The 24,125-nt window shown below is 74.7% G+C and carries 22 protein-coding genes; 13 read left to right on the top strand and 9 right to left on the bottom strand.

What is annotated here, in order from left to right:
- Positions 1-48 precede the first annotated feature (48 nt).
- Together ACI79Y_RS06280 and ACI79Y_RS06275 are read right to left on the bottom strand one after the other, a co-directional pair.
- On the bottom strand, positions 49-1,269 hold the full coding sequence (locus tag ACI79Y_RS06280) for an acetyl-CoA C-acetyltransferase (RefSeq protein ID WP_457157644.1): 1,221 nt from the start codon (positions 1,267-1,269) through the stop codon (positions 49-51).
- 99 nt (positions 1,270-1,368) lie between these two features.
- Positions 1,369-2,376 (bottom strand): SGNH/GDSL hydrolase family protein, encoded by a 1,008-nt coding sequence (locus ACI79Y_RS06275; RefSeq protein ID WP_457157643.1) that lies wholly within the window; start codon positions 2,374-2,376, stop codon positions 1,369-1,371.
- A gap of 85 nt (positions 2,377-2,461) precedes the next feature.
- Here ACI79Y_RS06275 and ACI79Y_RS06270 point away from each other — a divergent pair, with 85 nt between their 5' ends.
- Positions 2,462-3,814, top strand: coding sequence for a DUF2252 domain-containing protein (locus tag ACI79Y_RS06270; protein WP_457157642.1), 1,353 nt, complete (start codon positions 2,462-2,464; stop codon positions 3,812-3,814).
- Between the two features lie 22 nt (positions 3,815-3,836).
- On the opposite strand, the gene ACI79Y_RS06265 is transcribed toward ACI79Y_RS06270, so the two are convergent.
- From ACI79Y_RS06265 to ACI79Y_RS06255, 3 genes are all read right to left on the bottom strand, one after another.
- Positions 3,837-4,301 carry a GNAT family N-acetyltransferase gene (locus ACI79Y_RS06265; protein WP_457157641.1) on the bottom strand — a complete coding sequence of 155 codons (465 nt, stop codon included), beginning with the start codon at positions 4,299-4,301 and terminating at the stop codon, positions 3,837-3,839.
- Positions 4,302-4,592: 291 nt separating this feature from the next.
- A complete protein-coding gene (locus tag ACI79Y_RS06260; RefSeq protein ID WP_457157640.1) occupies positions 4,593-6,587 on the bottom strand; it encodes a VWA domain-containing protein in 1,995 nt (664 codons plus the stop codon).
- Between the two features lie 2 nt (positions 6,588-6,589).
- Positions 6,590-8,056, bottom strand: coding sequence for a sigma 54-interacting transcriptional regulator (locus ACI79Y_RS06255; RefSeq protein ID WP_457157639.1), 1,467 nt, complete (start codon positions 8,054-8,056; stop codon positions 6,590-6,592).
- A gap of 78 nt (positions 8,057-8,134) precedes the next feature.
- Here ACI79Y_RS06255 and ilvA point away from each other — a divergent pair, with 78 nt between their 5' ends.
- The 4 genes from ilvA (at position 8,135) to ACI79Y_RS06235 (ending at position 13,563) form a co-directional block, all read left to right on the top strand.
- Positions 8,135-9,361: a threonine ammonia-lyase gene (gene ilvA / locus ACI79Y_RS06250; protein WP_457157638.1), complete on the top strand. Its 1,227-nt coding sequence runs from the start codon at positions 8,135-8,137 to the stop codon at positions 9,359-9,361.
- Between the two features lie 176 nt (positions 9,362-9,537).
- Complete coding sequence (locus tag ACI79Y_RS06245) at positions 9,538-10,554, top strand: ATP-binding cassette domain-containing protein (protein ID WP_457157637.1); 1,017 nt, start codon at positions 9,538-9,540, stop codon at positions 10,552-10,554.
- Positions 10,551-11,363, top strand: a complete 813-nt coding sequence (locus tag ACI79Y_RS06240; RefSeq protein ID WP_457157636.1) for an ABC transporter permease — start codon at positions 10,551-10,553, stop codon at positions 11,361-11,363. The genes ACI79Y_RS06245 and ACI79Y_RS06240 overlap by 4 nt, the downstream gene beginning before the upstream one ends.
- 118 nt (positions 11,364-11,481) lie before the next feature.
- Entirely contained in the window at positions 11,482-13,563 is a 2,082-nt protein-coding gene (locus ACI79Y_RS06235; protein ID WP_457157635.1) for a M3 family metallopeptidase, read from the top strand.
- Between the two features lie 159 nt (positions 13,564-13,722).
- On the opposite strand, the gene ACI79Y_RS06230 is transcribed toward ACI79Y_RS06235, so the two are convergent.
- Both ACI79Y_RS06230 and greA read right to left on the bottom strand, forming a co-directional pair.
- Entirely contained in the window at positions 13,723-14,067 is a 345-nt protein-coding gene (locus ACI79Y_RS06230) for an RNHCP domain-containing protein (RefSeq protein WP_457141093.1), read from the bottom strand.
- 7 nt (positions 14,068-14,074) lie between these two features.
- Positions 14,075-14,581, bottom strand: a complete 507-nt coding sequence (gene greA / locus ACI79Y_RS06225; RefSeq protein ID WP_457084756.1) for a transcription elongation factor GreA — start codon at positions 14,579-14,581, stop codon at positions 14,075-14,077.
- Positions 14,582-14,732: 151 nt separating this feature from the next.
- Between greA and mca the strand changes: the two genes are divergently transcribed.
- Entirely contained in the window at positions 14,733-15,620 is an 888-nt protein-coding gene (gene mca / locus ACI79Y_RS06220) for a mycothiol conjugate amidase Mca (RefSeq protein WP_457157634.1), read from the top strand.
- Complete coding sequence (locus ACI79Y_RS06215; RefSeq protein WP_457157633.1) at positions 15,617-15,922, top strand: hypothetical protein; 306 nt, start codon at positions 15,617-15,619, stop codon at positions 15,920-15,922. The genes mca and ACI79Y_RS06215 overlap by 4 nt, the downstream gene beginning before the upstream one ends.
- 70 nt (positions 15,923-15,992) lie before the next feature.
- Here the strand turns inward: ACI79Y_RS06215 and ACI79Y_RS06210 are convergent, their stop codons facing one another.
- Positions 15,993-16,565 carry an AMIN-like domain-containing (lipo)protein gene (locus tag ACI79Y_RS06210; RefSeq protein WP_457157632.1) on the bottom strand — a complete coding sequence of 191 codons (573 nt, stop codon included), beginning with the start codon at positions 16,563-16,565 and terminating at the stop codon, positions 15,993-15,995.
- A gap of 122 nt (positions 16,566-16,687) precedes the next feature.
- On the opposite strand from ACI79Y_RS06210, the gene ACI79Y_RS06205 reads away from it, so the two are divergent.
- The 3 genes from ACI79Y_RS06205 (at position 16,688) to ACI79Y_RS06195 (ending at position 20,715) form a co-directional block, all read left to right on the top strand.
- Entirely contained in the window at positions 16,688-18,694 is a 2,007-nt protein-coding gene (locus ACI79Y_RS06205) for a thioredoxin domain-containing protein (RefSeq protein ID WP_457157631.1), read from the top strand.
- 16 nt (positions 18,695-18,710) lie between these two features.
- On the top strand, positions 18,711-19,328 hold the full coding sequence (locus ACI79Y_RS06200; protein WP_457157630.1) for a hypothetical protein: 618 nt from the start codon (positions 18,711-18,713) through the stop codon (positions 19,326-19,328).
- Positions 19,329-19,464: 136 nt separating this feature from the next.
- On the top strand, positions 19,465-20,715 hold the full coding sequence (locus ACI79Y_RS06195; protein WP_457157629.1) for a geranylgeranyl reductase family protein: 1,251 nt from the start codon (positions 19,465-19,467) through the stop codon (positions 20,713-20,715).
- Positions 20,716-20,720: 5 nt separating this feature from the next.
- On the opposite strand, the gene trhA is transcribed toward ACI79Y_RS06195, so the two are convergent.
- Positions 20,721-21,548, bottom strand: a complete 828-nt coding sequence (trhA, locus tag ACI79Y_RS06190) for a PAQR family membrane homeostasis protein TrhA (RefSeq protein WP_457157628.1) — start codon at positions 21,546-21,548, stop codon at positions 20,721-20,723.
- A 115-nt stretch (positions 21,549-21,663) separates the two neighbouring features.
- Here trhA and ACI79Y_RS06185 point away from each other — a divergent pair, with 115 nt between their 5' ends.
- The 3 genes from ACI79Y_RS06185 to ACI79Y_RS06175 are packed head-to-tail and all read left to right on the top strand — an operon-like array spanning position 21,664 to position 23,869.
- Positions 21,664-22,443, top strand: a complete 780-nt coding sequence (locus ACI79Y_RS06185) for an isoprenyl transferase (RefSeq protein ID WP_457084764.1) — start codon at positions 21,664-21,666, stop codon at positions 22,441-22,443.
- 26 nt (positions 22,444-22,469) lie between these two features.
- Positions 22,470-23,687 (top strand): DUF885 domain-containing protein, encoded by a 1,218-nt coding sequence (locus ACI79Y_RS06180; RefSeq protein WP_457157627.1) that lies wholly within the window; start codon positions 22,470-22,472, stop codon positions 23,685-23,687.
- A 2-nt stretch (positions 23,688-23,689) separates the two neighbouring features.
- Positions 23,690-23,869 (top strand): hypothetical protein, encoded by a 180-nt coding sequence (locus tag ACI79Y_RS06175; protein ID WP_457157626.1) that lies wholly within the window; start codon positions 23,690-23,692, stop codon positions 23,867-23,869.
- Positions 23,870-24,125: the final 256 nt, after the last annotated feature.

Genomic DNA, 24,125 nt, shown 5'->3' with positions numbered 1-24,125 from the left:
TGGTCGCGGGAAACCGGGTGCGGTTTCCCGCGAACAAGCGCACCTGTGTCAGCTGAGGCGCTCGACCACCATCGCCATGCCCTGGCCGCCGCCGACGCACATCGTCTCCAGCCCGAACTGGCCGTCGCGGGCACGCAGCCCGTTGAGCAGCGTGGTGGTGATCCGGGCGCCGGTCATGCCGAACGGGTGGCCGACGGCGATCGCCCCGCCGTGCACGTTCAGCCGGTCGATGTCGATGCCCAGGTCCCGGTAGCTCGGGATGACCTGCGCGGCGAACGCCTCGTTGATCTCCACCAGGTCCATGTCCGAGATCGACATGCCCGCCCGCGCCAGCGCCTGCTGCGTGGCCTCCACCGGGCCGTAGCCCATGATCTCCGGCGAGAGGCCGGTGACGCCGGTGGAGACGATCCGGGCCAGCGGGGTGATGCCGAGGTCCTGTGCCTTGCGGTCGCTCATGACGACCAGGGCGGCGGCGCCGTCGTTGAGCGGGCAGGCGTTGCCGGCGGTGACCCGGCCGTCGGGGCGGAACACCGGCTTCAGGGAGCTGATGCCCTCCAGGGTGGTGCCGGCACGGGGCCCGTCGTCGGCGGAGACCACCGTGCCGTCGGGCAGCGTCACCGGGGTGATCTCCCGGGCCCAGAAGCCGTCGGCGATCGCTTGCTCGGCGAGGTTCTGGCTGCGGACGGCGAACTCGTCCATCTCCTGCCGGGAGACGTCCTTGAGCAGCGCCAGGTTCTCCGCGGTCTGCCCCATCGCGATGTAGGCGTCGGGCAGCTCGCCGTCCTCGCGAGGGTCGTGCCAGGACTCCGCGCCGCTCTCGGCGGTCTTCGCGACCCGGGCCTTGGCGTCGGCGAACACCGGGTTCTCGGTGTCCGGGATGGCGTCGGAGCTGCCCTTGACGAAGCGGGAGACCATCTCGACCCCGGCGGAGACGAACACGTCGCCCTCCCCGGCCCGGATCGCGTGCAGCGCCATCCGGGTGGTCTGCAGCGAGGACGAGCAGTACCGGGTGACCGTCGTCCCGGGCAGGTGGTCCATGCCCATCAGGACCGCGACGATGCGGCCCATGTTGAAGCCCTGCTCACCGCCGGGCAGGCCGCAGCCGAGCATCAGGTCGTCGATGTCGGTCGGGTCCAGCTGCGGCACCTGGTCCAGGGCGGCGCGGACGATGGTCGCGGTCAGGTCGTCCGGGCGCAGGTCCTTCAGCGACCCCTTGAAGGCGCGGCCGATCGGGGACCGGGTGGCGGCGACGATGACGGCTTCGGGCATGGGTCCTCCACACTGAGGATCGCCACCACGGGCGGCGACGGACGTCGGGTCGCCCCCGAACCTACTCCCGAGTAGGACGCGGTGAACCCGGACCGGTGGTCAGGAGCCGACCGCCTCGCGGGCCTCGTCGGCCTGCGCCGAGGTGGGCATCTCCGGTGGGCGCCGGCGGCGCAGCCGCGCCCACGGCCCGCGCTCCTCGCCGCGCACCTCGGTCGGCTGGACCTCGGTGCCAGGGCGTCCCGCGGCCCGGGCAGCGGCCTGGGCGATCGGCCGGACGCTGTCCCGGCGCAGGCGCAGGCCCCGGTCGGCCGCGGCCGGCCAGACGCCGACCGCGTCGGCGACCGAGGGCAGGATCACCGAGGCCGCGGCGGCGTACCCGGCGGCCGACGGGTGGAACTCGTCGATGCTGAACAGCGTCCGGTCGCTGGCGAACGAGGGGCCGAGGACCGAACCGAGGGATACGGTGCGGCCGCCCTCGGCGACGACGGCGATCGTCTGCGCTGCGGCCAGCTGCCGGCTCCAGCGCCGGGCGAGCAGGCGCAGCGGCTGCGCGATCGGCCGGATGGTGCCCAGGTCCGGGCAGGTGGCGACGACGACCTGGCAGCCGGCGCCCACCAGGGCCCGCACCGCCTCGGCCAGGTGCCGCACCGAGACGGCGGGCTTGGTCCGGCTGGTGACGTCGTTGGCGCCGATCATGATCAGCGCGACGTCGGGCTTCGCGGTGAGCGCCTGCTCGACCTGCGCGGCGAGGTTCCGGGAGACGGCGCCGGAGACGGCGACCCGCGCCAGCCGCACCGGCCGCTCGGCGAGCTCGGCCAGGGCTGCGGCGATCAGCACTCCGGGGGTCTCCGCGGCGCGGTGCACGCCGAGGCCGACCGCGCTGGAGTCGCCGAGGACGGTGAACACCAGCGGCTTGCCGCGGCCGCGGCCGTAGACGCCGTTGCCGGTGGGCGGGTCGGCCTTCGCCGTCCGGGCGACGACCCTCTTGCGGGCGGAGCGGGCCTCCTGGCGCAGCAGCGTGACCAGGCCGGCGCCGGCGAGCCCGATGCCCCCGCCGCCGTAGGCCGCGCCGGTCGCCAGCCGTCGCGCCCTGCTCGCTCGCGTCACCTGGCCCGTCCTCTCGTCCCGCTCCGCGGTCGCGTCGTGCACCGGAGCACTGATCAGCAGGCTAACCACCCCTTACGGTGCATCCGTGGCCGCCCGAGCTGACCTCACCCCAGCTGACCAGACCAGGCAGCAGCAGATCGTCGACGTCCTGGTCGACGCCTTCGCGCCGCTCATGGCGGCCGACGCGGACGCCTTCCGGACCAAGTTCCGGAAGATGGCGGCCGACCCCTTCGCCTTCTACCGCGGCTCGGCCTGCCTGTTCTACGCGGACATGGCGACGCTGGAGGACCGCTGGTGTGACGAGCGGACGTCGCGGGTGTGGATCCAGGGTGACCTGCACGCAGAGAACTTCGGCACCTACATGGACGGATCCGGCCGAATCGTGTTCGACGTCAACGACTTCGACGAGGCCTACCTCGGGCACGTCAGCTGGGACCTGCGCCGGTTCGCGGCCAGCTTCGCCCTGCTGTCCTGGCGCAAGGCCCTCGCCGACGACGTCATCGGCGAGCTGCTGGCCGGGTACCTCGGCAGCTGGCTGGACCAGGTCGAGGCGTTCACCCGCTCCGACAACGACCGGCTCTTCGCCCTGACCCGGCACAACACCCGCGGGGCGGTGCGCGAGGTGATCCTGCGGGCGACGACGCGCACCCGGATCGAGCTGCTCGACCGGCTGACCGTGGTCGAGGGGTACGAGCGCCGCTTCGCCGACCTGCCGCGCAACCGCCGGCTCGAGGACGACGAGCGCGCCGAGGTGCTGCGCGCCCTGGACCGGTGGCAGCAGACGGTGCACCCGCCGCACCGCCGGCGCGACGTGGCCTACGAGGTGAAGGACCTCGTCGGCACCGGGGGGTTCGGGATCGGCAGCGCCGGTCTGCCCGCCTACAACGTGCTGATCGAGGGCTACGACGAGGCGCTGGAGAACGACGTCGTCCTCTCGATCAAGCAGGGCAACGTGGCCGCGCCCAGCCGGGTGGTCCACGACCCCGAGGTCAGCGGCTACTTCGAGCACCACGGCCACCGCACCGCGGTCAGCCAGCGGGCGCTGCAGGCCAACGCCTCACAGTTCCTGGGGCACACCGAGATCGGCGGGGTGGGCTTCGTCGTCCAGGAGCTGTCGGCCTACGAGACCGACCTGGAGTGGGACGAACTGACCGAGCCCGAGGAGATCGCCCCGGTGCTCGACCAGCTGGGCCGGGCGACGGCGAAGCTGCACTGCGTCGGCGACGCCGACAGCGACCACACCCTCGTGCCGTTCCAGACCGAGGAGGCGATCACCGCGCTGATCGGCGGGCGGCGGGCGGAGTTCGTCGCCGACATGGTCGAGTTCGCCCACGGGTACGCGCGACGCACCCAGGAGGACCACCGGCTGTTCGTCGACGCCTTCCGCGCCGGGTCGATCCCGGGGATCAGCTCCAGCGGGGCGCACCCGGTCCGCTGACCCCGCTCGCGGAGCACGCCGATCAGCGGATCGGCAGCTCGATGAGCATGCCGCGGTGCGGGCCGACCGGCCGCAGGTCGTACTCGTCGGTGACCGTGGTGAAGCCGATCCGCTCGTAGAAGCCCACGGCGGCCGCGCGGGCGTCGCACCAGACCAGGTCGCCGCCGCGGGCGGCGACCTGCACCAGCCCGTCGGCGACCAGCGCCCGGCCCGCACCGAGCCCGCGCACCCGGGGGTCGGTGGCCATGCCGCGCAGCTGCCAGGAGCCCTCGCCCTCGCGCCACGGGCAGTCCCGGGGGTGGAAGCGGACCACGCCGACGATCTCGCCGCCGTCGATCCGTGCCGCCAGGTGGATCGTGTACGGGGCGTCGTCCTCGTCGATCTCCACCGGCCGGCCCTGGCGGAGCTCCTGGGCGCGCAGCGGGTAGGTGGCGGCCGCCTCCACCTGCTCGATGGTGATCGTCCCCGTTGTCGTCTCGGTGGTCACGGCAACAGTTTCCCCCACGCGGCCCGGGTCCGCGGTCCGGTTCGCCGCGCCGCTCGGGGCGACCCGGCCCGACACGGTCCTGCCGCACCGACACAGGTACGGGGGAGGGGTGGTGGTGAGATCACCCAGTCACCCGCCGTCACCGACCACGGCGTCCCCGGCGAGCCCGCAGTGGCAGGACCTGCTCCTCCCCGACCCTCGCGAGCTCGGGCCGGGCCCCGGCCGTCGGCCCCGCTGCAGGGGCCCGCGCCGAGCCTGCGAGGCGTGGGGGGGGCAGTGGGGTCCTTCAGCTCACCGGGATCGCCGCCCCCTCCGGGCGCGCAGATAATCTGCGACCACGTACTCGCCGAGCCGCTCGGTGTCGGGAGAGAAGACCCGGCCCCCGGCCCGCGCGGTGATGTCGTGCACGAACTCGACCAGCCCCGGCTCGGGGTCGAGGGCGAAGACGTTCAGCGTCGCCCCCGAGCGGGCCACCCGCTCCACCTCGGCGACGGTGCGGGCGATCGTCTCCGGCATCGGCGGCCAGCAGAAGTACGGCGTGCCGTCGTCCTCGAGGTGAGCGGTCGGCTCCCCGTCGGTGACCACCAGGACCACTGGCTCGGCGTCCCGGTGCCGGGCCAGGAAGCGCCGGGCCAGCATCAGGCCGTGCTGCAGGTTGGTGCCCTGCAGGGTGTCCACCGACAGCTCGGCCAGGGTCTCCGGGCGGAGCACCTGGGCGGTGGAGGAGAAGCCGATGATCTCGATCGCGTCCTGCGGGAACTGTGTGGTGACCAGGGAGTGCAGCGCCATCGCCGTCGACTTGGCCGCGCCCCAGGTGCCGCGCAGCGCCATCGAGTAGGAGAGGTCGACCAGCAGGGCCACCGCGGCACCGGTGCGCCGCTCGGTCTCGACCACCTCGAAGTCCTCGACGGCGATCTGCACCCGGCGGTCGCCCGCGCCCCGGGGCGTGCCGGCGCTGCGCAGCACGGCGTTGCGCACGGTGCGGACGACGTCCAGCGGCTGCTCGTCGCCGAACCGCCACTCCCGCGAGCCGCCGGTCAGCTCCCCGGCCGCACCCGCGTCGGCGACGTCGTGCTCGCCGCGCCCGGTCGCCGAGAGCTGGGCGAACACCCGGCGCAACGCGGTGGCCCCCAGCCGGCGCACCGCCTTGGGCGAGAGCTCCAGCCGGCCCTCGCTGCGGTTGAGGTACCCCTGCCGCTCGAGCTCGCGTTCCAGCTGCCGCAACGCCTGCAGGTCGTCGACGGCCGAGCGGCCCAGCGCCTGCTCCAGCAGTTCCTCGTCGACGTCGGCCAGTGAGGCGCCGGCGTAACCCTGGGACAGCTGCTGGGAGAGCGCCTCCAGGTCGGCCAGCTCGGCGACCGCCGTGGTCGCGTCGCCCAGGCCCAGCCCCTGCTCGCCGTCGGGCACCGGACCGCGCTGCCCCCACGGCAGGTCGGGCCGGGCCTGACGCAGCGCGTCGTTGAGGTGGGCCATCTCGCTCTGCAGGCCGAGGTCGCCCATCGCCTGGCTCATCAGGTCCTGCAGCTCGGCGCGCTGCTCGGGGGAGAGGCCGGCCATCATCCGCTCCTGGGCGGCGGCGCGGCGGGCGAGGGAGTCGATCAGCTCCTCCACCGACTGCGGGTCGTCGGGGAAGAACTGGCCGTGCCGGTCCATGAAGTCGGCGAACCGCTGGTCGGTGTCCTCGCCCCGGTTGTGCGCGTCGACCAGCGCGGAGAGGTCGGCGACCATGTCCTTGACGGCCTGCATGGCGGCGCCGTCGCCGTCGGCCATCGCCTGCAGGGCCTGCTTCATCCCGGCGAAGGAGCTGTCCAGCACCTCCTGGCGGAGCAGGTCCTCGATCTGCTGGTAGGCCTGCGCGGCCTCCGGCGAGCGCCAGGCGTGGTCCTTGAGCGCGCGGACGGCCCCGGCGGTGTCCGGCGGGAGGGCGTCCAGCTCGGCCTCGGCCAGCCGGGCGGCGTCGTCCGGGTCGGGGAACAGCGCGCGCCGCTCGGCCTCGACCGCGGCGTCCAGCAGCTCGCGGACCTGCTCCAGCGTGCCGTCCATCCGCCCGGCCTGCCGCGCCTGGCGCAGCCGGTCCCGGACGTTGCGGCGCAGCGCGTCCAGCCCACGGCGCCCGTCGGCGCCCCGGCGCAGCAGGTCGCGCAGCGCCTCGCGGACGCCGCTGCCGGCCAGCACCTGGTCGCCGATCTCGTCGACGGCCGAGGCGACGTCGTAGGGCGGTGCGAGCGGGTCGGGCCCGCCGCGCCACTGGCCGTACCGGTAGCCCCTCGGGCGGCGGCCGGCCACGGTCAGGCCCCGTACACGGTGCGGCCGCCGTCGGTGTCCTTGGCCAGCCGGCGGGTCAGGTAGAGCCCCTCGAGGGCGAACTCGACCGCGGCCGCCGCCTGCTCGGCCGACTCCTCGCCCTCCGGCACCCCGAGCCGGCCCAGCAGCTGCGCCAGGTTCGGCACGGTGCCCAGCTGGCCGAGCAGGGCGGCCGCCGGCACCAGGTCACCGGACTCGACGGTGTCCCCGCCGGTGAAGTGCTCCTGCAGGCCGGTGAGGTCCAGTCCGCCGCAGCGGGCCCGGAACGTCTGCGCGGTGGCCTGGCGCAGCAGGTGCTCGAGCACCTCCAGGTCGCGCTCGTCGTCGGGGTCGCTGCCGGCGTCGGCGAACTCGACCTTGCCCCGGCTGGCCGGGACGATGCTGGGCAGGTCGACCACCCGGGCCACCGGGCGGGTCTCCCCGGCCACCGCGGCCCGGCGGACGGCGGAGGCGGCGACGGTCTCCAGCCCGGCGATGGCGAACCGGGCGCTCACCCCGGACCGCTGGTCGACGTGGCTGGACTCGCGGACCAGCCGGGTGAACCGGGCGACGATCTCCACCAGGTGCTCGGGCACGACCGGGGCGCCCAGGGCATCCCCGCCCAGCCAGCTGGTCTGCGCCTCCTGGTGCAGCAGCCGCACCTCGTCGGCGAGCTCGATCGGGTAGTGGGTGCGCACCTCGGCGCCGAACCGGTCCTTGAGCGGGGTGATGATCCGGCCGCGGTTGGTGTAGTCCTCCGGGTTCGCGCTGGCCACCAGCAGCAGGTCCAGCGGCAGCCGCACCCGGTAGCCGCGGATCTGGATGTCGCGCTCCTCCAGCACGTTGAGCAGCGCGACCTGGATCCGCTCGGCCAGGTCGGGCAGCTCGTTGACGCTGAAGATGCCGCGGTTGGTGCGCGGCACCAGGCCGTAGTGCACCGTCTCCGGGTCGCCCAGCGTGCGGCCCTCGGCCACCTTGATCGGGTCGACGTCGCCGATCAGGTCGCCGACGCTGGTGTCGGGGGTGGCCAGCTTCTCGCCGAACCGCTCGCTGCGGTGCAGCCAGCCGACCGGTGTCTCGTCGCCGTGCTCGGCGACCTGCCGGTGACCCCACACGCTGATCGGGGCCAGCGGGTGCTCGTTGAGCTCGCTGCCGACCAGCACGGGTGTCCACTCGTCGAGCAGGCCGACCAGGGTGCGGATCAGCCGGGTCTTGCCCTGGCCGCGCTCACCGAGGAGCACCAGGTCGTGCCCGGCGATCAGCGCCCGCTCGACCTCGGGGACGACGGTGTCCTCGAACCCGACGATGCCGGGGAGGGAGGGCTGCCCGGCGCCCAGCCGGGCCAGCAGGTTGTCGCGGAGCTCGGCCTTGACCGGCTTGGCGGTGGCCCCGCGAGCGCGGAGCTCGCCGAGCGTCGTGGGAGCGGGGGGAGTCGGGACCTCAGCGGTCCCCAGCGGTGCGGCGTCCGTCACCTCGACCACGGTACGACGGGGATGCGACAGCCGGGTGGTTCCCCGTCCCGGCCGCTGCCGGCTGCGAGGATCGTCGCCGTGGCGGTCCCCGGTGCAGTGCCCCTGGTCAGCGGAGCCGACGTCGAGGCGGCCGCCCGGCTGCTGGACGGCGTGGTCCGGCGCACGCCGCTGGAGCACTCCCGCGCGCTGGCCGAGCGGGTCGGCGGTCCCGTGTGGCTGAAGTGCGAGAACCTGCAGCGCACCGGCTCGTTCAAGATGCGCGGCGCCTACACGCGGATCTCCCGGCTGAGCGAGGCCGAGCGGGCCCGCGGGGTGGTCGCCGCCAGCGCCGGCAACCACGCCCAGGGCGTCGCGCTGGCCGCCCGCGAGCTGGGCACGACGGCGACGGTGTTCATGCCGGTGTCCGCGCCGCTGCCCAAGGTCGCCGCCACCCGCGGCTACGGGGCCGACGCCCGGCTGGGCGGCGCCACGCTGACCGACGCGATCGCCGCCGCGCTCGTCCACGCCGAGGAGACCGGCAAGGTCTTCATCCACCCCTTCGACCACCCCGACGTGATCGCCGGGCAGGGCACCGTCGGGCTCGAGCTGCTCGACCAGTGCCCGGACGTGGCCACCGTGGTGGTCTGCACCGGCGGGGGCGGGCTGGTCTCCGGCATCGCCGCCGCGGTGAAGGCCCGCCGCCCCGACGTCCGGGTGGTCGCCGTCCAGGCCGCCGGCGCCGCCGCGTTCCCCGCCTCGCTGGCGGCCGGGGCGCCGGTGCCGCTGACCTCGATGAGCACGATGGCCGACGGCATCGCCGTCGGCGCACCCGGCGACCTCACCCTGGCGCACGTCGCCGGCCTGGTCGACGAGGTGCGCACGGTCACCGAGGGCGACCTGTCCCGGGCGCTGCTGTTCTGCCTGGAGCGGGCCAAGCTCGTCGTCGAGCCGGCGGGGGTGGCGGCCGTCGCCGCCCTGCTGGCCGACCCGGGGGCGTTCGCCGCGCCCGTGGTCGCGGTGGTCTCCGGCGGGAACATCGACCCGGTGCTGATGATGAAGGTGGTCCAGCACGGCATGGCCGCCGCCGGCCGGTACCTCTCGCTGCGGGTGCAGGTGCCCGACCGGCCGGGGTCGCTGGCCGCCCTGCTGCACGAGCTGGCGGGGCTGGCGGCCAACGTGCTGTCGGTGGAGCACGAGCGGACGACGGCGCGGCTGGACCTGGGCGAGGTGGAGGTGGCGGTGCACCTGGAGACCCGGGGCCCCGACCACGCCACCGAGGTGCTCGCCGCGCTCGCCGCGGCCGGGTACTCCCCGCGCACCGACTGACCACCCCAGGGCTCGTCGGGCACCGATGAGTTCCGCGGACGGCGCCGGTCCGACCGGTGGGCCGCCGACGCGGTCCGTCACGGACCGCCGTCGTCCGGAGGGACCACCGTGCACGCCGCTGAGCCCGGAGCGAAAACCGATCGGATCTGTCGTACGCCCGCCCTACGGTCGCGGGCATGAGCAACGCCATCGTGGTCGAGGGGCTCGTCAAGCGGTTCGGCGAGCACACTGCGCTCGGTGGGGTCGACCTCACCGTGTCCGAGGGCACCGTCCTCGGGCTGCTCGGCCCCAACGGGGCCGGCAAGACCACCGTCGTCCGGGTGCTGAGCACGCTGCTGCGCCCCGACGGCGGCCGCGCGGAGGTGGCCGGGCTCGACGTCGCGACCCAGGCCGACCAGGCGCGCGCCACCATCGGCCTGACCGGTCAGTACGCCGCGGTCGACGAGTACCTCACCGGGCGGGAGAACCTGGAGATGGTGGGCCGGCTCTACCGGCTCGGCGGCCGGGAGGCCCGGTCGCGCGCCGGCCAGCTGCTGGAGCGATTCGACCTGACCGACGCGGCGAACCGCCCGGCGAAGACCTACTCCGGGGGCATGCGCCGCCGGCTGGACATCGCGGCCTCGCTGATCGCCCGGCCGAAGGTGCTCTTCCTCGACGAGCCCACCACCGGCCTCGACCCGCGCAGCCGGCTGGGCATGTGGGAGTTCATCGGCGACCTGGTCGGCGAGGGCACCACGATCCTGCTGACCACGCAGTACCTGGAGGAGGCCGACCGGCTGGCCGACCGGATGGTGGTCATCGACCGGGGGCAGGTGATCGCCCGCGGCACGGCCGACGAGCTGAAGGCGCAGGTGGGCGGGGAGCGGCTGGAGCTCACCGTCGCCTCGGCCGAGCAGCTGGGCACCGCCGTCGACTGCCTCACCCCGCTGGCCGCCGGCGAGCTGCACCGCGACGTGCAGACCCGCCGGCTCACCGTGCCGGTCACCGGCGGCACCGGCACCCTCGCCGAGGCGCTGCGCCGGCTCGACGGTGCCGCCGTCCGGGTGCTCGACGTCGGCCTGCGCCGCCCTGACCTGGACGACGTCTTCCTGACCCTGACCGGGCACGCCGCCGAGGACGACGCGCAGCCCGCCGACCCGACCGAGGCCGACGGCGACCGCTCGCTGGCCCGCAGCGGAGGAGCAACCCGATGAGCGCCCTGGCCGCGACCGCCTCCGACAGCTGGACGATCACCAAGCGCAACCTGATCAAGGTCAAGCGGGTGCCCGACCTGATCGTCTTCGCGACGCTGTCGCCGATCATGTTCGTGCTGCTGTTCCGCTACGTCTTCGGCGGCGCGATCGGGGGCAGCCTGCCCTCGCAGATCAGCTACGCGGAGTTCCTGCTGCCCGGGATCTTCGCCCAGACCGTGGTCTTCGGCGCCACGGTCACCGGGGCGAGCATCGCCGAGGACCTGCAGAAGGGGCTGATCGACCGGTTCCGCTCGCTGCCGATGTCCCGCTCGGCGGTGCTGATCGGCCGCACCGTTGCCGACCTGGGGCTGAACGCCATCTCGATCGCGGTGATGGCGCTGACCGGCCTCGTGGTCGGCTGGCGGATCAACACCTCGGTGGGTGAGGCGATCGCCGGCTTCCTGGTGCTCCTGCTGTTCGCCTTCGCGGTCAGCTGGGTGATGGCGCTGGTCGGGCTGCTGGTCCGCACCCCCGAGGTCGTCAACAACGCCAGCTTCATCGTGATCTTCCCGGCGACGTTCGTGGCGATCACCTTCGTGCCGCTGGAGGCCTTCCCCTCGGTGCTCCGCCCCATCGCCGAGTGGAACCCGGTGTCCGCGGTGGTGCAGGCCTCCCGCGAGCTGTTCGGCAACTCCGTCCCGGGCTTCCCGGCCACCGACGCCTGGTCGCTGCAGCACCCCGTGCTCTACACGGTCATCTGGATGGTCGTGCTGCTGGCGGTCTTCGTCCCGCTGGCCGTGCGGCAGTACCTGCGCACCTCCACCCGCTGAAAGATGGCCTCGCTGCCCCCACGGTTCGCGAGCTCGCGGCGGGCCCCTGCAGAGAGGCCGGGGCCCGCGGCGGGGCCGGAGGGCGGGGTCGCGGCGGGCAGGGCGAGGATGGTCGGTGATGAACACCGTTGACCCGGCCACCTCGCCGGCTTCCGCACCCCTGCCCGAGTCGCACCCGCTGGCGGCGCCGTCCCCGCTGCCCTACCAGCTGCCGCCGTTCGCCGACCTGACCGTCGACCAGGTGCGGGAGGCGCTGCTGGCCGGGATGGCCGAGCAGCGGGCGGAGGTCGCGGCGATCGCCGCCGACCCGGCCGAGCCCACCTTCGACAACACCGTCGTGGCGTTGGAGCGGTCCGGTCAGCTGCTCGACCGCGCCGAGCGGGTCTTCTCCAACCTGACCTCGGCCGTCTCCTCCGACCGGGTCCGTGAGGTGGAGCGGGAGATCGCCCCGCTCGCCGCGGCGCACGCCGACGCGCTCCGGCTCGACCCGGCGCTGTTCGCCCGGGTGGACGCCGTGCACGCCCGCCGTCGCGAGGCGGGCCTCGACGCCGAGGCGCTGCGGCTGGTCGAGCGGTACCACCTCGACTTCGTGCTCTCCGGCGCCGCCCTCGACGACGCCGGCCGCGACCAGCTGCGCGAGCTCAACCAGCGGCTGTCGGAGCTGTCGACGACGTTCGGGCAGAACCTGGTGGTGGCCACCGAGGCCGCGGCGGTGCTGGTCACCGACCAGGCCGAGCTGGACGGGTTGAGCCCCGCGGAGGTGCAGGCCGCGGCCGGTGCAGCCGCCGAGCGGGGCCACGAGGGCGGCTACCTGCTCACCCTGGTGCTGCCCAGCGGCCAGCCCGCGATGGCGAAGCTGCGCGACCGCGGGCTGCGCCGCCGGCTGCACGAGGCGTCGGTGACCCGCGCCTCGGCCGGGGAGCACGACAACGGCCCGATCGCCGCGGAGATGGCCCACCTGCGCGCCGTGCGCGCCGGGCTGCTGGGCTTCGACACCCACGCCGACCTGGTCGCCGCGGACCAGACCGCGCAGACCTCCGCAGCGGTCGACGCCCTGCTCGGTGAGCTGGTCGCCCCCGCCGTGGCCAACGCGCAGGCCGAGGCCGCGGTGCTGGCCGAGCTCGCCGCCGCCGACGGGATCGAGCTCGCCGCCTGGGACTGGGCCTACTACTCCGAGCGGGTGCGGGCCGAGCGCTACGCCGTCGACAGCGCCGCGCTGCGGCCGTGGTTCGAGCTCGACCGAGTGCTCGTCGACGGGGTCTTCCGGGCCGCCGAGCTGGTGTACGGCTACACGTTCTCCCCGCGCCCGGACCTGGTCGGCCACCACCCCGACGTCCGGGTGTGGGAGGTCTTCGGCGCCGACGGGCAGCCGGTCGGCCTGTACCTGGGCGACTTCCACGCCCGCGAGGGCAAGCGCGGCGGCGCCTGGATGAGCGCCTTCGTCACCCAGTCCCGGCTGCTGGGCACGAGCCCGGTGGTGTTCAACAACCTCAACGTCACCAAGCCCGCGCCCGGCGAGCCCACCCTCCTCACGCTGGACGAGGTGAACACGCTCTTCCACGAGTTCGGCCACGCGCTGCACGGCCTGTTCTCCGACGTCACCTACCCGCGGTTCTCCGGCACCAGCGTGCCGCGGGACTTCGTGGAGTACCCCAGCCAGGTCAACGAGATGTGGGCGCTGTGGCCCGAGGTGCTGGCGCACTACGCCCGGCACGTCGAGACCGGTGAGCCGCTGGGCCAGGAGGTCGTCGACGCGCTCGAGGCCGCGGCGCTGTGGGGCGAGGGGTTCGCGACGCTGGAGTACCTGGCCGCCACCCTGCTCGACCAGGCCTGGCACCGGATCACCCCGGACACCGACGTCAGCGACCCGCAGACGTTCGAGGCCCGGGCGCTGGCCGAGGCCGGGGTGGCCTCCGACCTGGTGCCGCCGCGCTACCGGACGACGTACTTCCAGCACGTCTTCGCCGGCGGCTACTCGGCCGGCTACTACTCCTACATCTGGTCGGAGGTGCTCGACGCCGACACCGTGGAGTGGTTCAAGGAGAACGGCGGCCTGCGCCGGGAGAACGGCGACGTCTTCCGTGACCGGCTGCTCTCCCGCGGCGGCTCCGTCGACCCGCTGGGCGCCTTCCGCGCCGTCCGCGGCCGGGACGCCGACACCGGCCCGCTGCTCCGCCGCCGCGGGCTGAGCGCATCGTGATCCTCCGGATCATGCCGCGGCTCAGCACCTCGTGATCCTCCGGATCGCACCGCGGCCACGCTCCGGTGCCGGCGGCGACGGGCGTGTCCCCGTGTTCCGGGCGGGAGGCCTCCGGCCTCCGCGCCCGGTCCACCGACGACTCCGTCGTCGCCCGTAGAACTACAACCAGGGGAGCGACAGCACCAGGTCCAGGTCGTCGGGGGCCGCGCCGTCACGGACCAGCCGGTTGGGCTGGCGGTGGCCGCACGCCGTGCAGCGGTGCACCACCTGCCAGCCCTTCCCGGACTTCTCCACCAGGCCGACCGGCTCCATCGGCGCCCGGCACTCGCTCGCGCGGTCGCCGGGCTTGTCGTCGACGTGCAGCGACCACAGGCACCACGGGCAGTGGTTGCGGTAGTGCCCGTCGGAGTTGGCCGGCACCGGGGTCGAGCAGTGCACGCAGACGAACGAGGTGTTCTCCGCCCGTCGTGACCGCGCGCGACCGTCGTCCACCGTGCTGGTCACCGCCGGATCAGGGGACGAACGGCTCGACGGCCAGGACCTTCACGGAGATGTCCTTGCCGTTGGGTGCGGTGTAGGTGACCGTCGCCCCGGGCTCTGCGCCCACGATGGCCGAGCCGAGCGCGGACTCGGGGGAGTAGACGGTCAGCTCCGTCGTTCCGGCGATCTCGCGCGAGCCCAGCAGGAACTTCTCGGTGTCGTCCTCGTCGCCGTCGAAGGCGATGGTGATCACGGTGCCGACCGCGGCCTTCGTGACCGTCGTGGGCGGCTCGCCGACCCGGGCCTTGCGCAGCAGGTCGGTGAGCTGGCGGATCCGGCCCTCCTGCTTGCCCTGCTCCTCGCGGGCCGCGTGGTAACCGCCGTTCTCCTTGAGGTCGCCCTCCTCGCGGCGGTCGTTGATCTCCTTGGCCATGGCCGGACGGTTCGCCACCAGCTCATCGAGCTCGGCGCGCAGCCGGTCGTGGGCCTCCTGCGTCAGCCAGACGCCCTGGTCCTGCTCGTCGGTCGGGGTGGACAAGGATGACTCCCGGTGCTCGTCATGCGACCCCCGGTCAAGGGGCCACCGTGCGGTCAATCCGAGCAACGTAACACCGGAACGTGACCGCACGCACGGTCCTGACGTCGAGGGGGCGCGTGACGACGCGCGCCGACGGGGGATGATGGTCGGCGTGAGCGAACCGGATCAGCTGCGCCTCCTCGCGGTGCACGCCCATCCCGACGACGAGTCGAGCAAGGGCGCCGCGACCATGGCCAAGTACGTCGCCGAGGGTGTCCGCGTCATGGTGGCCACCTGCACCGGGGGGGAGCGCGGCTCGGTCCTCAACCCCGCGATGGACCGCCCCGAGGTGTGGGAGCGGATGACCGAGCTCCGGATGGAGGAGATGGCCCGGGCCCGGGAGATCCTCGGGGTCGAGCAGGAGTTCCTCGGCTTCGTCGACTCCGGCCTGCCCGAGGGCGACCCGCTGCCGCCGCTGCCGGAGGGGTGCTTCGCGCTGGTTCCCATCGAGGAGGCCGCCGCCCCGCTGGTGGCGTTGATCCGCCGGTTCAAGCCGCAGGTGATCACCACCTACGACGAGCGCGGCGGGTACCCGCACCCCGACCACATCAAGACCCACGAGATCTCGGTGCACGCCTTCGAGGCCGCCGGCGACCCGGACCGCTACCCCGAGCTGGGCGAGCCGTGGCAGCCGAGCAAGCTCTACTACCACATGAGCTTCACGCTGCCCCGGTACAAGGCACTGCACGAGGCGATGCTCGCCACCGGCGCGGAGTCGCCGTACACGGAGTGGCTCGAGACCTGGGACGAGAGCCGGGACATGTCCCACCGGGTCACCACCCGGGTGCCGTGCGCGGAGTACTTCCCCGTCCGGGACGCCGCGCTGATCGCCCACGCCACGCAGATCGACCCGACCGGGCGCTGGTTCTCCGTCCCCCTGGACGTGCAGACCGACACCTGGCCCACCGAGGACTACGAACTGGCCCGCTCGCTGGTTGACTCCCCGCTGCCCGAGGACGACCTCTTCGCCGGCGTGCGCACCTCGGAGCGTGCGGCGTGACCGGGGCACTCGTGGTCCTCGCCGTCCAGCAGCAGCAGCTGCCGGAGGACGTCGGCAAGTCCGGCCCGCTGGGCCTGCTGCTGATCGTCGTCCTGCTGATCGCGATCCTGCTCCTCGTCCGGTCGATGACCACGCACCTCAAGCGTCTGCCGAACAGCTTCGACCCGGCCGACCAGGTGCCCGACAGCCCCGCCGGGCTCGTCGACGAGCGGCCGGCACAGGCGCCCGGGGAGGAGCTGCTGGACACCCTGCGACGCGCGCCGCGGGCGATCGAGCCCCCTCGGGACCGCGACCGGGGGTGACCCGGACGGGGGGGTGCCCCGGGGGCCCGGCCCCGGCCCGCCGCCGTGACCCCGGTGCTCGAGGGGCGCCTCACCAGTGGTGGGCGACGTCCACGACCAGCCGGGCGCCGTCGGGTGACCCCGGGGCGCCGTCGAGCACGAAGACCCGGAAGGGCAGGCGGGCGCGGGTGCCGACGGCCAGTGACGTCTGGCCCTCGAAGGAGCCCGCCCAGGCGACCTGCTCCAGCGTGCGTGCACCCCGGATATCGACGACCCGGGCCGGGTCGTCGGGGAGGTAGGTCGCGCCGCGGGACCCGTCGTAGGCCGGCGCCCGGACGACGACCTGCAGGACGGCGCCCCCTTCGACCGGCACCGGCGCGCCGGAGCCCTGGGCGCCGACCTGGTCGACGTAGCGCACGTCGTAGCCGGCCGCACCCCCCTCCTGCAGGTCGACGACCAGCCGGTCGAAGCAGGGGTGCCGGCCCGCCCGGACGTCGGTCACCTGTCCAGCGGCGCTCTCCGGGCCGGCCGTGGCCTCGGGCAGCGACCCCCAGTACAGCCCGCACCAGGGCTCCGGAGCCGCGGATGCGGACAGCGGGGCGCCCAGCACGGCCAGCGTCGTCGCGGCCGCCACCAGTGCGCCGCGGACCCGGGTGCGTGTCATCGTCGACCTCCTCCGTCGGTCCCTGTGGGGTGCGCCGTACGGCGGCGCACCAACCGCGCGACACCGGATCGTCATGTCCGGGCACGTGCGCGTGGCGGGAGCGGAGCGGGTAGGACGACGGGGTGCCGAACCGACTGGCCTCCGCCACCTCGCCGTACCTGCTCCAGCACGCCGAGAACCCCGTCGACTGGCGCGAGTGGGGGCCCGAGGCGTTCGCCGAGGCGCGCGAACGCGGCGTCCCGGTGCTCGTCTCGGTCGGCTATGCGGCCTGCCACTGGTGCCACGTCATGGCCCACGAGTCGTTCGAGGACCCGGCGACCGCGGCGCAGATGAACGCCGGTTTCGTCTGCGTGAAGGTCGACCGGGAGGAGCGGCCGGACGTCGACAGCGTCTACATGGCCGCCACGCAGGCGCTCACCGGGTCCGGCGGGTGGCCGATGACCGTCTTCACCACCCCGGACGGCGCCCCGTTCCACTGCGGCACCTACTTCCCGCCCCGGCCGCACCCGCAGCTGCCGGCCTTCCGGCAGGTGCTCTCGGCGGTCAGCGAGGCGTGGGCCACGCGGCGCGACCAGCTCGAGCAGGCGGGCGGGGAGATCGTCGCCGGCATCTCCGGGCGGCTGGACCTCGGCGACCCGAGCCCGCTGTCGGTCGACCTCCTCGACGACGCCGTCGCCACCCTCGCCGACGCGCACGACCCTGCCTCCGGGGGCTTTGGTGGCGCGCCGAAGTTCCCGCCGTCGATGCTGCTGGAGTTCCTGCTGCGGGCGCACGCCCGGCGGGGTGACGAGCAGACCCTGCGGATGGCCGTCGGGACGGCGGAGGCGATGGCCCGCGGTGGCGTCCACGACCAGCTGGCCGGCGGGTTCGCCCGCTACTCGGTCGACGACCGCTGGGTGGTGCCGCACTTCGAGAAGATGCTCTACGACAACGCGCTGCTGCTGCGGGTGTACTCGCACCTCTGGCGGGCCACCGGCCTGGACTGGGCGCGCCGGGTCGCCGACGAGGCCGCGGCCTTCCTGCTGCGCGACCTGGGCACCGCAGAGGGGGGCTTCGCCTCGGCGCTGGACGCCGACACCGATGGCGTCGAGGGGCTGACCTACGTCTGGACGCCGGCCCAGCTGACCGAGGTGCTCGGCGAGGAGGACGGCGCGTGGGCCGCCGCGCTGTTCTCGGTGACCCCGGGGGGCACCTTCGAGCACGGCAGCTCCACGCTGCAGCTGCGGCACGACCCCGACGACCCGGCCCGGTACACGCGGGTGCGGGCCGCGCTGACCGCGGCCCGGGCCGCCCGCCCGCAGCCGGCGCGCGACGACAAGGTGGTCACCGCCTGGAACGGCCTGGCGATCGCGGCGCTGGCCGACCACGGCGCGCTCACCGGTGACGACCGGCTGGTGGCCGCCGCCCGCCGCGCCGCCGAGCTGCTGCACCGCACCCATTGGGTGGACGGGCGGCTGCGGCGCGCCTCCCGGGACGGCGTGGCCGGCGCGCACGCCGGGGTGCTGGAGGACTACGGCGACCTCGCCGAGGGGCTGCTGGCGTTGCACGCGGCCACCGCGGAGGGGCGGTGGCTGGACTGGGCGGGGGAGCTGCTCGCCGTCGTCGCCGACCAGTTCGTCGACGACGACGGTGCGTGGCACGACACCGCGGCCGACGCCGAGGCGCTGGTGCACCGTCCGTTCGACCCCGCTGACGGGCCCACCCCGGCCGGCATCGCCGCGGCCGCCGGCGCGCTGGTCTCCTACGCCGCGCTGGCCGGCTCGCCCGAGCACCGGGCCCGCGGTGAGGAGGCCGTGGCGACGCTCGCCCGGCTGGTGGAGCACGCCCCGCAGGCGGCCGGCTGGGCGGCCGCGGTGGGGGAGGCGCTCCTCGCCGGGCCGCTGGAGGTGGCGGTGAGCGGACCGGCCGGCCCGGAGCGGGACGCGCTGGCCGCCGCGGCGCGGGCCGCCACCAGCCCGGGCGCCGTGGTGGTGGCCGGTGAGCAGGACGCGCCGGGGGTGCCGCTGCTGTCCGGCCGGCCCGTGGTGGGCGGTCGGCCGGCGGCCTACGTCTGCCGTGGGTTCGTCTGCTCCGCGCCGGTGGTCGAGGTGTCTGCTCTCAGCGCAGCGATGAACCCGCTGGTGGGCTGATTACACGATTACAGTGATGCGCGTCATCGTTCTCGAGGAGGGCACCGTGCGCGCACCCCACCACCGTCTCCCACCCGAGGGCTTCCCCGGACGCGGCCGGGCCCGTGGCCGCGGCGCCGACGCCCCGCCGCCGGTGGAGCGCGCCGAGGTGGCCGGCTGGTTCGCCGGCCGACTCCCCGACGACTGGTTCACCGGGCCCGTGGAGCTGACCATCGACCGCGACGAGATCACCGTCGTCGGCGCCGTCCCCGAACCCGACGCCGGTGACGGCGACCCGACGGCGGCCCGCGCCGGGCGGATCGCCCGCTTCCGCGAGCAGACCCGCCAGCAGCGGATGGCGATCGCCGGCTCCGCCCAGGCCCGCTACGGCCGCTCGGTGGCCTGGGGCGCCACCTGCGGCGACGTCCGCGAGGTCTTCACCACCGTCTCCGTGCCGGTGATGACCCGGCTGCGCCAGCCCGAGCGGCTGGTGTTGGACACGCTGGTCGACGCCGGCGTGGCCCGCTCCCGCTCGGAGGCCCTGGTGTGGGCCGTGCGGCTGGTCGGCGAGCACGCCGACGAGTGGCTGGCGGAGCTGCGGGCGGCGATGGCGTCGGTGGAGGAGGTTCGCGCGCGCGGCCCGCGGGTGGACTGAGCCCAGTCGCCGGCGTCCTGGCTCTCCGTGCGTGCTCCTGGCTCACGTCCTGCGCTGAGCCAGGAGCAGGCACGATCAGGTCACCTGATTCCGGGCTCGTCCCGGGTCCCCGCCGCCACCAGGGACACTGAACGGCGTGCCGACCACCGCGGAGCCCGCCGAGACCGACGTCCTCGTGGTGGGAGCCGGGCCGGCGGGCTCGGCGGCCGCCGCCTGGGCCGCGCGGTCCGGTGCCGAGGTCGTCCTCGCCGACGCCGCCGTCTTCCCGCGCGACAAGACCTGCGGCGACGGGCTGACGCCCCGCGCGATGGCCGAGCTGGACTCCCTCGGACTCGGCGACTGGGTGCGGGCCCGCGGCCGCAACCGCGGCCTGCGCGCCGCCGGGTTCGGCCAGGAGCTGCTGCTGCCCTGGCCCGGCGGGGCGCTGCCGGACCACGGCGGAGCGGTGCCCCGCACCGAGCTGGACGCCCGGATCCGCGATGTCGCCGTGGAGGCCGGCGCGGTCCCGGTGGACGGCGCCCGGGCGGTGGGCGTCGAACGGGACGGCGACCGGGTGGCCGCGGTGGTGTTCCGCCGGACCGACGACTCGACGACGACGGTCGCCTGCCGACGGCTGGTGGTCGCCGACGGGGTGCGCTCGCCGCTGGGCAAGGTGCTGGGCCGGGAGTGGCACCGGGAGACCGCCTACGGCGTGGCCGCCCGGGGGTACGTGCGCTCGGGCCGCAGCGACGACGAGTGGATCTCCTCCCACCTGGAGCTGCGCGGTACCGAGGGGGAGCTGCTGTCCGGCTACGGCTGGGTGTTCCCGCTGGGTGCGCAGGCCGGTGAGGTCAACGTCGGCGTCGGCACGCTGGCCACCGGGAAGCGCCCGGCCGACGTCCGGCTGCGCAGCCTGCTGGAGCTCTACACCGACCAGCGGCGCGAGGAGTGGCAGATCGAGGGCGCCGTCCGGGCGCCGGCGAGCGCGCTGCTGCCGATGGGCGGTGCCGTCTCCGGGGTGGCCGGGCGCAACTGGGCGCTGGTCGGGGACGCCGCCGGCTGCGTCAACCCACTCAACGGCGAGGGCATCGACTACGGCCTGGAGACCGGGCGCAGCGTGGTCGAGCTGTTCGACGAGGCCGACTGGTCGCAGGCCTGGCCGGCGACGCTGCGGCGGCACTACGGGGAGGCGTTCTCCGTCGCCCGGCGGCTGGCCGGGCTGCTCACCGTGCCCCGGCTGCTCCCGGCGGCCGGACCGGTGGGGATGCGCTCACGGGTGCTGATGACCGTGGCGCTGCGGGTGATGGGCAACCTGGTCACCGAGGCCGACCGCGACGTCGTCGCCCGGGCCTGGCGCGCCGCCGGGAAGCTCTCCCTGGGACTGGACTCCCGCCCGCCGTTCTCCTGAGCGGCTCAGGTGTACGGGCTGTTGTAGATCACGAAGTACATGGCGATGTAGTGGCAGAGGGCGGCCACGATCGTCATCGCGTGGAAGACCTCGTGGTAGCCGAAGGTGCCCGGCCAGGGGTTGGGCCGCTTGCTCGCGTAGGCGATCGCGCCGGCGCTGTAGAGCAGGCCCCCGGCGATCAGCAGCACCAGCGCGGCGACGCCGGCCAGCCGCAGGATGTCGACCAGCACGAACACCGCCGCCCAGCCCAGCGCGAGGTAGATCGGCACGCCCAGCCAGCGGGGGGCGGTCGGCCAGATCACCTTCAGCGCCACCCCGAGCGCGGCCCCGGACCACACGGTGCCCAGCAGCCACCAGCCGGTGGGCTCGGGGACGGCGAGCAGCGCGAAGGGCGTGTAGGTGCCGGCGATGAACACGAAGATCATCGAGTGGTCGGCGCGCTTCATCAGCTTCCAGCCGCGCGGTGACCACCGGCGGCGGTGGTAGAGCGCGCTCACCCCGAACAGCCCGAGGATGGTGACGCAGTACAGCGCGACCGGCCAGCCGGCGCGAGCGCCCTGGGCGGCCGCCAGCGGGATGAGCACGGCGCCGGCGACGATGGACCCGAAGAAGGCGAACAGGTGCAGCCAGCCGCGCATCCGGGGGCGGGTGTCGGGGTGGTCGAAGTCCTTGTCGCCGTAGTCGGCGACGCTCCAGCGGCCGTCCTGCTCGACCGCCTGGACGTCCTGGCCCTCGCGTTCGACGGTGTCCAGCGCCTCGTCGAGCGGGCCCTCCACCTGGGCGCCGTCGGTCTGCACCCGGGCGGGTTCGCGACGGTCCAGCGGTGCGTTCATGGGCCGAGGTTACGAAGCCGTAGGTCCGTCGGCATCTCCGGGCCGCTGGAACCTCGCTGCCGGTGCCCGGGCGCGCGTCCCGCCGTCGGGGCCGACGGGTCCTAGGGTGAGCCCCGTGGGGGTGCGAGCGAAGGTCCGGAACGTGCTCACCGCCCTGTACGAGCGCCGGCTGGCCCGCGGGCTGGTCGGTGCGGACACCCCCCGCCACGTCGGGGTGATCATCGACGGCAACCGCCGGTGGGCCAGGGCCATCGGGCTGGAGGACGTCAGCGAGGGGCACCGGCGCGGCGCGGACAAGATCGCCGACCTGCTGCGCTGGTGCGACGAGGCCGGCGTCGAGGTGGTCACCCTCTTCCTGCTCTCGACCGACAACCTGCAGCGGCCCGAGCCGGAGCTGACCCCGCTGCTGCGGATCATCGAGGGGGTCGCCTGCGACCTGGCGGGCCCGGACCGCCGCTGGCACCTGCGGGCGGTCGGCGCGCTGGAGCTCCTGCCGGCGGAGACCGTCGCGGTGCTGAAGCAGGCCGAGGAGGACACCCGCGACCGGCCGGGGGCCTCGGTCAACCTGGCGGTCGGCTACGGCGGGCGGCGGGAGATCGCCGACGCCGTCCGGTCGCTGCTGGCCGAGCACGCCGCGCGCGGGACGACGCTGGACGAGCTGGTCGAGGTGCTGGACGTGGAGCACATCGCCGAGCACCTCTACACCCGCGGCCAGCCCGACCCGGACCTGGTGATCCGCACCAGCGGGGAGCAGCGGATGTCGGGCTTCCTGCTGTGGCAGACGGCCCACTCGGAGTTCTACTTCACCGACGTCTACTGGCCGGAGTTCCGCCGCGTGGACCTGCTCCGGGCGCTGCGCGCCTACGCCGCCCGGCACCGCCGCTTCGGGAGCTGACCGGAGCGGCTGAGAGACTGCCGGGCATGACCGCCGGCGCCCTCGACCTCCCCCTCGAGTACGTCCGACTGGGGTTGCGCTTCGACCGGCTGGAGCCCGGCTTCGTCGACGCCCACACCGGCGACCCCCGGCTGCGCGCCCAGGTCGCCGACGAGCCGGCGCCCACCCCGGCCGTCCTGCGCGACCAGGCCCGTGCCCTGCTGGCCGAGCTGGACTCCGCGGCGCTGCCCGCCGCCCGCGCCGAGTTCCTCCGCGGGCAGCTCACCGGGCTGGAGTGCTCGGCCCGGAAGATGGGCGGTGAGCCGGTCGGCTACCTGGCCGAGGTGCGCGCCTACTTCCAGGTCGACGTCGCCCTCGGTGACCCGGCCGAGTACGCCGCCGCGCACGAGGCGCTCAGCGAGCTGCTGCCCGGCAGCGGCACGCTCGCCGAGCGGTACGCGGCGCACCGGCGGCGGGAGGAGTGCCCGCCGCAGCGGCTGGAGGCCGCCGTCCACGCGCTCTCCTCCGCGCTGCGCGACCGGGTGCGCGGCCGGTACGGCCTGCCCGAGGCCGAGACGGTCCGGTACGAGGTGGTCACCGACAAGCCCTGGTCGGGGTTCAACTACTACGAGGGCGGCTACCGGTCGCGGGTGGCGATCAACGCCGACCTGCCCCACCGGATGGCCCAGCTGCCGCACCTGGTCGCCCACGAGTCCTACCCCGGGCACCACACCGAGCACTGCCGCAAGGAGCGCGGCCTGGTCGAGCGCGACGCGCACCTGGAGCACACGGTGTTCCTGGTCAACACCCCGGAGTGCCTGATGGCCGAGGGCCTCGCCGACCTGGGTCTGGAGGCCGCGGTCGGCCCGGGGTGGGGGGCCTGGTCTGCGGAGGTGCTCGGCGACCTGGGACTGCGGTTCGACGGTGAGCTGGCCGAGCGGGTCGCGGCCGCCGCGGCACCGCTGAACCGGGTGCGGCAGGACGCCGCGATCCTGCTGCACGACCGGGGCGCGGACGCCGGCGAGGTGATCGACCACCTGCAGCGGTGGGCGCTGGTCAGCTCCGACCGGGCGGTCCAGCAGCTGCGCTTCCTCACCGATCCGCTGTGGCGGGCCTACATCACCACCTACGTCGAGGGCTACGACCTGCTGGCGCGGTGGCTGGCGGCGCGGCCGGCGGCGCAGCCCGTGGCCGACCGCTTCGTCCGGCTGCTGGACGAGCCCCTGACGCCGGCGGTGGTCACCGCCGAGCTCGCGGCCGCCTGACCGTGCCGGCGGAGTCGACCGCGGGGGAGCGGCGGACGCTGGGGCTGTGGACGGCGGGCTGGCTGTTCGTGCTGCTGGTGGCCGGGCTGCTGTGGCTGGGTGACCTGTCGCTGCAGTGGCCGGTGCTGCTGGTGCCGGTGCTCTGGGCCGCGGTCGCCGTCCGGCCGCGCCGCGAGGGCTGACCGGGCGCGGTGTTTCGGGCAGGCGAACAGCCGATGGCGAACGCCGCACGACTCACCCCATGGCGTGTCACGGCGGCGCTTCCGTCGGGAGGAGGGCCTAACGTCCGAAGTGGACGGGGAGCCCGCCTCGCCGTCCACGGGAGGCCCGGTTGGTGCGACAGCGATCGTCGACCAGAGGGGCCGAGTCCCGGCCCCTGCGCCGGGACCCGGTCACCTTCGAGCCGGGGCGCGCTCTGTCCGCAGGGTGGCGCCCCAC

This window comes from Modestobacter sp. SYSU DS0875, assembly GCF_054050915.1.
The sequence above is the reverse complement of the archived record's forward strand: the minus strand, read 5'-3'. Positions and strand labels throughout refer to the sequence as shown.

Excerpts from the sequence above, each read along its gene's own strand:
- trhA (WP_457157628.1), bottom strand. The coding sequence starts at position 21,548 with ATGAACGCACCGCTGGACCGTCGCGAACCCGCCCGGGTGCAGACCGAC.
- ACI79Y_RS06235 (WP_457157635.1), top strand. The coding sequence starts at position 11,482 with ATGAACACCGTTGACCCGGCCACCTCGCCGGCTTCCGCACCCCTGCCC.
- ACI79Y_RS06240 (WP_457157636.1), top strand. The coding sequence starts at position 10,551 with ATGAGCGCCCTGGCCGCGACCGCCTCCGACAGCTGGACGATCACCAAG.
- ACI79Y_RS06200 (WP_457157630.1), top strand. The coding sequence starts at position 18,711 with ATGCGCGTCATCGTTCTCGAGGAGGGCACCGTGCGCGCACCCCACCAC.
- ACI79Y_RS06245 (WP_457157637.1), top strand. The coding sequence starts at position 9,538 with ATGAGCAACGCCATCGTGGTCGAGGGGCTCGTCAAGCGGTTCGGCGAG.
- ACI79Y_RS06280 (WP_457157644.1), bottom strand. The coding sequence starts at position 1,269 with ATGCCCGAAGCCGTCATCGTCGCCGCCACCCGGTCCCCGATCGGCCGC.
- ACI79Y_RS06210 (WP_457157632.1), bottom strand. The coding sequence starts at position 16,565 with ATGACACGCACCCGGGTCCGCGGCGCACTGGTGGCGGCCGCGACGACG.
- ACI79Y_RS06180 (WP_457157627.1), top strand. The coding sequence starts at position 22,470 with ATGACCGCCGGCGCCCTCGACCTCCCCCTCGAGTACGTCCGACTGGGG.